Genomic DNA, 8,950 nt, shown 5'->3' with positions numbered 1-8,950 from the left:
GCTCGCCCACCGCCGTGGTCGTTCGTGGCGGGCGCGGGCGGGCCGCCCGGCGCTGCGCCCCCCCCCGGGCCGCGGCCCCCCCCCCCCCGCCCGCCCCCCCCCCCCCCCCGGTCCGCGTTCTCGGCCGCTGCCCGGGAGCGGTCCAGGGACAGGGTGGGGAACTCCCGTACCACCGGCATCCGTTCGGACAGCGCCAGCAGCCGTACGGCCGCCGGATCGCCCTTGGCCAGCCGGGCGTGTCCCAGCGCCAGCAACAGCGTGCCGTACACCGGCAGTTCCACCGGCGACCCGTCGGCCGGTGAACCGTCGGAGGGGCCACCGGCCAGCAGTCCGAGCAGGTACGCCCCCAACTCCCCGGTGAGCGCGGCGACCGGATCCGGCCGGCCGTGCTGCGCGTGCGCGGCCACCGCCGCCGACTGCAGCTGAAGGACCCACGAGTCCACGAAGGGATCGTCGGCGAACAGCGCACCGGCCTGCCGTACCCGGTCCGCGGCCCGGCGCCACAGCCCGAGCCCGACCTCGGTCAGTCCCCGGGCCAGCGCGATCTCCGCCCTGGCCGGCAGCTCGGGGCTGAATACCTGGTCCGACTCCGGCGGTTGGTCCGCGGCGGCGAGGCCCAGCCAGTACTCGGCCTCGTCGATCTCGCCCTTGTGCAGACAGGCCAGCACCAGCCCCCAGCGGATGCCGAGGGTGTCCGACCCGTCGCCGAACGCGTCGAGCGCGCTCAGTGCGGCACGCAGATGGTCGTACGCCTCCGCGCCCCGCTCGGACTGCAGGCACAGCTCGCTGACCCGGCCGTGGCTGAGCAGGTGCATGGCCGGGTTGTTCAGCGGAGCGAGCGCGTCGAGCATCCGGCGGGCGCTCTCCAGGGCCCGCTCCATGTCGTGCCCGGCCTCCCAGACGTAGCTGGCGACGGCCGAGGCGATGCCCGCCAGCATCGGCTCTTCGGCCTCGCACAACTGCTGGAGCCGGGCGAACTCCGGCGGCCGTATCTCCGGTACGGCGCACAGCACGACGGACAGGGCCCGCAGCACGGTGTCCGGCTGGGCGGGCGGCAGTCGGCGCAGGGTCGCCAACTGGCGGACAGCGTGCGGGCCGTGGCCCATGAAGAGACTTGCCGCACACACCGCCGCCGCGCTGCGGGCCGGTTCCACGTCCGCGGGGTTCTTGGGCCGGAAGTGGGAGAGGGGGCCCGCGGTGTCGGCGGCCAGCGAGGCCAGCCGGCCGTAGTGGGAGCCGGTGGACCACAAGGAGGACAGTACGGCGGTGACGCCCGCGGTGGTGGGTCCGTCGGCGCGGGCCAGCGCGTACCGCAGGGCGAGGACGAGGTTGTCCTGCTCGGCGCGGATACGGCTCCAGGCGGGCCCCGGCCGGTGGCTGAACAGCAGGTCGTGGTGGGCCCGCCCGAACTCCCGGGCCCAGACCAGGAACCGGCCGGTCACCGCCGCCTCCTCGCCGGCCTCGGCGCGCCGCCCGGCACCGAACTCCCGCAGCGTCTCCAGCATGTGGAAACGCACCCCGGACGGGCTGTCACCCACCTTGAGCAGGGACTGACCCGCCAGTTGCTCCAGCAGGGCCAGCACGTCCCCGCTCTCCTCGAGCAGGTACTCGGCCGCCTCCTCGGTGAAGCCGCCGGGGAACACCGACAGGGCACGCAGCGCGGCCTGGCCGTCGGGCTCCAGGAGGTTCCAGCTCCACTCCACCACGGCCCGCAGGGTGCGATGCCGCTCGGGCGCGTCCCGGGCGCCGCCGCGCAGCAGCGTGAAACGGTCCTGCAACCGGCGGGCGATGTCGGCCACCGACAGCACCCGCACCCGGGCCGCGGCCAGCTCCACGGCCAGCGGCAGCCCGTCCAGGTGCCGGCAGATCTCGGCCACCTGGTCGGCGGGCAGTTCCACACCCGGCCGGGCGGCCCGCGCCCGCTGCCCGAAGAGCTCGACCGACGTTCCCGGCGAGAGCTCCGGCAGGGCGTACACGGACTCCGAGGTCAGCCCCAGCGGAGCCCGGCTGGTGACCAGTACCCGCAGCTCCTTGGACCGCGAGACCAGCGTCTGTACGAGACCGGCGGCGCCGGCGATCACCTGCTCGCAGTTGTCCAGCACCAGCAGCGCGGGTCCCGTGCCCAGCGCGGCGACGATGCCGCTGACCGCGTCCCCGCCCCCGCTGAACCGGCCGCCTTCCCCGGCGCCGACGGCCGAGGCCACCTCGCCGGCCACGTCGTCGTCCACGAGGACACCGGCGAGGGTGACGAAGTACACCACGGGCTGCTCGGCCGCGCGGCTCACCGCGTGCGAGAGCCGGGTCTTGCCAAGACCGCCGGGACCGACCACGCTCACCACCCGGGACGTGCGCAGCAACCCGCCCACGGCGGCGACATCCGTGTCTCGCCCGAGCAGGGGATTCGGCTCGTGCGGAACCCCGTGCCGGACCCGCGGCACGTCCGCCCGCACCAGCTCCTGGTACACCGATCTGATCCCGGGCCCCGGGTCGGTCCCCAGCTCGTCCCGCAGCCTGCGGCGGTAGGCGTCGTACCGGGTCAGCGCCGCGGCCCGCCCGGCGGTCGTGGCCTCGCACCGCAGCAGCTCCGCCAGCACCTCCTCGTCCCGCGGCAGCTCCCGGGCGAGCGCGGCCAGCGGCGCCGCGGCCTCCGCCCGCCGCTCCAGCCGGGCCAGCGCGAGCGCCCGGGCCCGGACCAGGGCGCGATGCGCCCGGACCCGCCCGGCGCGCAGCGCCACCAGCGGATCGTGCAGGTCCTCACCCGCACCGGCGCCCGCGCTCCCGTCCCAGAGCGCCAGCCCGGCCTCGGCCTGTGCCAGGGCGCCTTCGTGGTCCCCGGCCCGCGCCCGCTCGGCACTGCCCGCCTCGTGCAGCAGCAGAGCCGAACTGTCGACCTGCGTCTCCTCCAGCGCCAGCCGGTACCCCGTCGGCGTACTCACGATCAGCTCGGCACCCAGCTGCGACCTGAGCCGCGACACCAGGATCTGCACGGCCTTGCCGGGCCGCTCGGGCAGCTCCTCCGCCCACAGCCCCTCCACCAGCCGGCCGGTGCTGCAGCCACCGCGTAGATCCTGCGCGAGCAGCGCCAGCAGCCCGCGCAGCCGGGGCGCGGTGATCTCCCGTCCACGGCAGGCGACTCGGGGCAGCAGGATCAGCTCGGTGGTCACCCGTGCAGAGTAGTCAGGGGGTGGGGTGAAACGGGGCCGGCGGCCACTTCTCCTTCAACGCCGTGCGGAGACGACGTAGTAGTCCAGCAGTCCGTCGCGATAGGCTGGCAGGAAGTTCCGCGGCCACTGCACGGGCAGGTCGATGCCGGACAGGAAATGATCCAGACCCGCCCAGACATGACCACCGATCGACTCGGCTCGTACGTCGGTCAGGCCGGCAGCGTCCAGGGCGTCGAGCAGCGAGACAAGCGGGTGGGCCACGTCCAGCCCGGACGCGAAGCTGTCCAGCCGCGCGGCCAGCTCGGCACCCACGTTCTCGGCACCCATGTGATCGGCACCCACATTCCCGGCACCCATGTGGTCGGCACCCATGACCTCGGCACCCATGTGATCGGCGCCGACCGGCAGAAAGAAACTGGTGACGGCGAGCCGCCCACCGGGCCGCAGCACCCGCGCGGCCTCACGCCCGAACGCGCCCAGGTCACGAAAGTGCTGGGCGGCCTCAACGGAGTACAGACACCCGAACCGCCCCTCCTCGAACGGCATCTCCTCCGCCGCCCCCTGAACGAACCGAAGCCGCTCCGGCACCCGCCCGAGCACTCCGGCATTGGCCCGCCGGGCCCGCTCCACCTGCTCGGGATGAACGTCCAGTCCGGTCACGGAGGCAAACCCGTACTCCTCCAGCGCGAGTACCGCGCCGAGCCCGAGCCCACAGCCCACCTCGACGGCATGGGCGTCGGCCCCGTCGAGAGTGCCCAGCACGCGGCGGTACAGATCCTGTTGGCTCCGCACCCGGTCCTCGGCGGTCAGGGGCCCGTCGAGCGGAATCCCCTCCCAGTGACCGAAGTTGATGAACCCGCCCCCGAACGCCGGTGCGGAGCTGAGGTCCTGGGGCCCGTAGACGGCACGCACGGAAGGCGCGACGTCGTAGCGGATACCGTCCACACGATCTCCCTGTCCACGATGAGAGTGCTCGGCCTCTGGAACGCATCGTGCCCCGCCCCGGTCACGACATCCAGACCACCCGCCCCTGGCCGCCCCGGACTCCCCGGCCGGAAGAAGCCGCATCGACCGATCGGCCCTCAGAACCCCCGGATGGCTTCCCCGATGAGCGCCGGGCGGGATGTCGATCTAGCCTCCGAAATGAGCGCTGAGTGGATCTTCTGATGGTGCGCTCCACTTGTCCCGAGGAGGAAAAATGAACAGTTTTCGCAAGGTTGCCGTTGCGGTCGCGATCATAAGTGGTGTCAGCTTCATGGGTGTCAGCCCTGCCAGTGCCCAGGTCGCGAACAGCGTGCAGGGCGGCGGCGGGTGCAGGTCCCATGACCTGAACCTCGACATCCTCGGTGAGGTGGGCATTTTCAACGGCCTGGGCGGAAACCTGATCAACGGCGAAGGCAGCCCAGGCGCGCAGTTCACCGACATCGGTTCCGACTGCGATCACGGCTGGTAGTCGACTTGCCGGTGTTGGCCCCGAAGTAGATGCCAAAGGCCCCACGCCATGACGGCGAATTCGAGGGGCTGTCGCAGACGCTCGGCTGGGATTCCCCAGCCGAGCGTTTCGCGTGACCGCTCGGCTAGGAATCGCTGAACCAGGAGCCGATCGAGTTCCACTGGAAAGCATTCCGCCAGGCGATCTCGCCGGCTGCCCAGCCCGCCAGGGCTGCGATGACCTTGTCCGCTGAGAGTGTCCGTGTCTGATAGTGCTCGGCGGGACCGCGATCACGATGTTCGAGCTGGTAGGTGCCGTCAGGGCGGAGCCAGACCTGGGCGTAGCAGTTCGCCTCCGCGGCGCACTGCAACACAAGGTGCCCGTCACGGGGGAGGTTCAACACCGCTGCTTCCAGTCCGGCGCCGCGTGGGCAGCTCTGTTCGGGGCGGTGGCCTGGGTGCGCAGGGTGGTCAACGGCCGCGGGATCTTCTCGGACAGGCTCGGCCGGCGGTAGTCCGCAGGCATCGATCAGTTCGAAGAGGAGGTTTTCCACGAGCGGGTCCGCCCTCTTGGTCAGGACCACACGTAGCGCATCACGGTCCGCGGTAAACCCGCTCTCGGCTGCCCAGACCGCTATCTGCTCCGCTGTCCGGGGCACGTCCGCGAGCAACCAGCGGACCCTCCTGTCCTTGTCGGTCTCCCCCTGCGGCGCCTCATCCTCCGAAGGCGGCGACACCGACACCTCGTAGTCGGCGGCCATCACCGGATCGAGGAAGGTCGACCAGGCTACCCCGGACGGAGTGAGACCGCGGACGTAGCAGACATCGCTGTCCATGACGCTTGCGATCAAGACTGGCGAGCCGGTTACGGTGACCAGCCGGTGCAGCCACCGGTCGTCGCCGTTCTCCGGCAGATGGTCATTCACTTGCAGCGTCCGCCAGCCCCCGGGGCGTGGCCAGCACTCGTGGAAGCATTCGGTGCGCTCCTCGATGCACCACTCCGGGTCGTCGAATACAGGCAGATCCGTCAACGAAGAATCGCTGCGCACCAGAACAAAATCGCCTGAATAACCCATGCTTCCTCCCCAGAGACTGCCGCGATGCTAGCGACAGGGACGGACAACGGCTGGGTTGCCCATGCGGCGGGGGAGCGGAACAGCCCAGCAGCGACGGCTCCCGTCGCAGCGCCACCCGCAGGTCCGGGGCCAGCTGCCCGGCGGCGCCGCCGGCCCGCAGTTCCCGTACTCCCGTGCCGGGGCTGCCGATGCCGCGCTCGGTCCGGATCTCCCACACCTGGTCGCTGACCAGGTGGTGGAAGGGATCGGCGGGCGTTGTCCCGCGCGCCGGACCGTACTCCACCAGCAGTTGCGGTCGACGAAGCCCGCGCAGGGCGTCAGGAACAGGCGTCCAGCCGACGAAAGTGCTCCGGACCGGCCTCCCGGACACCCTCCGCGTAAGCCTGGGGCAGCTCGCTGGGCCGCACCCGACTCCGCCCGGTGCGGCCTAGCGAGCTGTACCGAGGTGGCTGCGGCGTGTCTCGACCAGGCGGTGCCATCGTTCGCGGGTCTGTCGTTCTCCGTCGATCCACCGTGCTCGCGCGGGGTGCTCGGGAAGGGGAAGTCCGCCCATGAAGTGCGCGATGTCGACGTAGTAGGCGTAGTCGCCGCTGAGCGTGAGTTCGCGCAGGCGGGTGATCGCGGTGGCGAGGTCGTCCTGGGAGTCGAGGGCGGCGTGGTGGAAGCACAGGGCCAACTGCAGTTTGGCTGCGGCATAGGAAATGCCGGAGGCGCCGATTTCGGCGAGCAGTACGGCTGCTCGGTCGGGCACGTCTGCGGCGAACCCGGCGTCGCGTACGAGCGCGGCGATGCGAGCGGTCATCTCGCTGGAGCGCAGACTGAGGTGCGACAGCAGCCGGTCTGCCAGGTCGAGTTCGTCATCGCCGCGGAGCGGGTCGGCGATGGAGACAGCGAAGGCGAGATGCGCCTGGGCCATGGCGGTCTCGCCGACCGCACCGTGTTCTTCGGCTTCGCTCCTGGCTGCCAGGTAGGCGGCGGTCGCCCGCTCCATGTCTCCCTGTACCCACCACACGTCTCCCAGGACCCGATGGTGCCGTCCCTCCCAGCCCAGCCGCCCGGCGGCTTCCACTGCCGCGGGGAAGTCTCCGGACAGTCGGCTCAGGTGTGCCAGGCCCCGTTGAGCGGCGGAAGCGAGCCGCCCGTCAGCGGAGGCGACACGCTGCATGCCTCGGCGTGAATCGTCGGTCAGGCCGAGGTCTCGCTGGGCCTTCGCCAGGTAGTACGTGGCCAGTTCAACGAGGTCGTCGGGGAGCAGCTCCGACGCCAGGACGGCCGAGAGTCGGCTGGCCGTGCGCTCGCGGTGCTCGTGCTGGCGCCGAGTGACGGCGCTGAGCGTTTCCACCAGGGCATCCGCGGCAGTCTGCAGACCGCCCGACGAAGGGTCACCCGCAGCGGGGAGCGCGAGCGGTTCCCAGATGGAATCTCCTACGTAATGGAATGCGGCATCGGAGAGCCAGCCGAGACCGAGACGGAAGCCCCGGGCGATCAGGAGACCTTGCTGAAGGCAGCGGACCAGTGCATTGCGGTCGCGACGGGGGTCCTGGCGCCACTGGGATTCCAGGGCGTGGAAGGCGCGCTGGGCCGCGCGCTGCCAGTCCTGGTCAGACCAGCGGTCGTCACTGCCGTCGTCCGCACTGCGGATGGCGGCGCGGATCAGGTCGTGGACATGGAAGGGCCATACGCGGGAGGGCGACTCACGGATGAAGGGGCGTTCGATCAGCCGTAGGGCGGGGGCGTCGTGGTCCATGCCGGCGACCTGGGTCGCCAGGGGCACGGAGAATGCGCTGAGCAGGCTGACCGAGCGCAGTACGTGGCGCTCCTCGGCGGTCAGGTCGCTGAGAGTACGGGCGATCAGAGCCGGGAAATTGTGGTCGAAGTCGGTGACCTGCGGTTGTCTGCCGCCGCGCCGGAGTTCCAGGTAGCGCATGACCGACAGGTCGAGGTACAGAGGCAGCCCGTGGGAGCGTTCGGTGATGATCCGGCGGACCGGTTCGTCGATGAGTGGCTGTCCGTTGCGGCTCAGCCTGCGGGCCAGGTAGTCCTCGCAGTCTTCGGAGGAGAAGTCGCCGATCAGGATCTGGTGGCCGGATGCACCTGCGCCGGCATGGGCCGTGTCGGAGACGAGGCCGGGCCAGGCGTTCGGCCCGGTCCAGTCGAGTTGCCCTTCCAGGCTCGTCTCCGCCCACTGAAGGCGGTTGCGTCCGGTGACGACGAAGAACGCGTTGGGCATCAGCCACACGAGGCGCTGGAGCAGCCGCTCGACGTCACGGTGGGTGCGGTCTCCGGTGTCCTCGAAGGTGTCCAGCAGGATCACGGGCAGTGCACGCTTGTCGGCCGGGAGTTGGGCCAGGTCCCAGGCGAGAAGGTGCGGGTAGAAGCTGAGGGCTTCCAGGTCGGGCTCGGCCTCCAGGAGATCGGCCAGGCGGGAGCAGCCGGCGAGGGCGCGTACGGACTGGCGCCGTTCGCGTAACGCCTTGATGAGCGCTCCGGCCCCGTGGCCCAGCGCGCTCCCGACGGTGCCGGGCAGGAGCAGGGCCTGGGCGACGTCGCTCAGGGCCGACTGCATCTGCTGCGGTAGAGCGGCTGCGGCGCTGAAGCGGCTCAGCAGCCCGCCCCGGCGCAGGTAGTCCTCGATCGGTTCGCCCGGGTGGTTGTGCTCCCAGTAGCGGCGCAGAGCGAGGTCGAAGGCGGGCATTGGCCGACCGAGCGCGGCGACGGCAAGGCGGACGGTGAGGATGACGCGTTCGAAGTCCATGCCCGCGGCGCGTGCGAGGTCGATACGGACCGGCAGTGTCCGCTCCTCGGGGTGGGACGGCGACTCCCACTGCACGGGACGATGCTCGCTGCGGGTGAGCGACGCCTCGATCTTGCGGGAGAGCGTGGACTTGCCGATCCCGCCAACGCCGTGGAACACGAGGACGTTACGGCGGGGAGCCTCCAGATCCTCCGCATCGAAGTCCGCGCGGATCACATGCCGCACATGCTCGGCGAGGCAGGCTGTCACCGCTTGCCACTGTGCCTGCCGGTTCGTGAACGCCTCACTGGCGGCGATGCTCCGGTCGTTGGAGCTGAACAGAGTTCGAAGATCCCGCCCTGCCACTGCTCCCCCTGATGATCAACTGGAGCAAAATCTATGCTGCCTTGAGGCCATGCTGACAGCCCGCATTCAGACGGGTCTGCGGGCAGCCGAGCGACGGTGAAGATCATCGGCAGGATCGGCTGCAAAGCGTGGCGGTGCACGATTCGTGGGAAGCTCACGTCCGCCGCCCCCGAAGGCTG

General features: G+C 71.0%; 5 protein-coding genes and 1 pseudogene. 1 reads left to right on the top strand and 5 read right to left on the bottom strand.

What is annotated here, in order from left to right; all coding sequences use genetic code 11:
- The coding region (locus tag ACWGJB_RS22960; protein WP_453381989.1) for an ATP-binding protein at nt 1-3,164 on the bottom strand (3,164 nt) is incomplete at its 3' end.
- A gap of 54 nt (nt 3,165-3,218) precedes the next feature.
- Nucleotides 3,219-4,109, bottom strand: a complete 891-nt coding sequence (locus ACWGJB_RS22955; RefSeq protein ID WP_453381988.1) for a class I SAM-dependent methyltransferase — start codon at nt 4,107-4,109, stop codon at nt 3,219-3,221.
- Nucleotides 4,110-4,362: 253 nt separating this feature from the next.
- Here ACWGJB_RS22955 and ACWGJB_RS22950 point away from each other — a divergent pair, with 253 nt between their 5' ends.
- Complete coding sequence (locus ACWGJB_RS22950; protein WP_453381987.1) at nt 4,363-4,617, top strand: hypothetical protein; 255 nt, start codon at nt 4,363-4,365, stop codon at nt 4,615-4,617.
- A gap of 124 nt (nt 4,618-4,741) precedes the next feature.
- On the opposite strand, the gene ACWGJB_RS22945 is transcribed toward ACWGJB_RS22950, so the two are convergent.
- The 3 genes and pseudogenes from ACWGJB_RS22945 to ACWGJB_RS22935 all read right to left on the bottom strand — a co-directional run bounded on the left by ACWGJB_RS22945 (nt 4,742) and on the right by ACWGJB_RS22935 (nt 8,771).
- A complete protein-coding gene (locus tag ACWGJB_RS22945) occupies nt 4,742-5,671 on the bottom strand; it encodes a hypothetical protein (protein ID WP_453382243.1) in 930 nt (309 codons plus the stop codon).
- An 82-nt stretch (nt 5,672-5,753) separates the two neighbouring features.
- A pseudogene (locus tag ACWGJB_RS22940) lies at nt 5,754-5,963 on the bottom strand (phosphorothioated DNA-binding restriction endonuclease); the annotation flags it as partial.
- 135 nt (nt 5,964-6,098) lie between these two features.
- Entirely contained in the window at nt 6,099-8,771 is a 2,673-nt protein-coding gene (locus ACWGJB_RS22935) for an ATP/GTP-binding protein (protein ID WP_453381986.1), read from the bottom strand.
- Nucleotides 8,772-8,950 lie beyond the last annotated feature (179 nt).

Source organism: Streptomyces sp. NPDC054813, from assembly GCF_053611365.1.
Note: the sequence above shows the minus strand (reverse complement) of the source record. Positions and strands in the feature narration are given on the sequence as shown.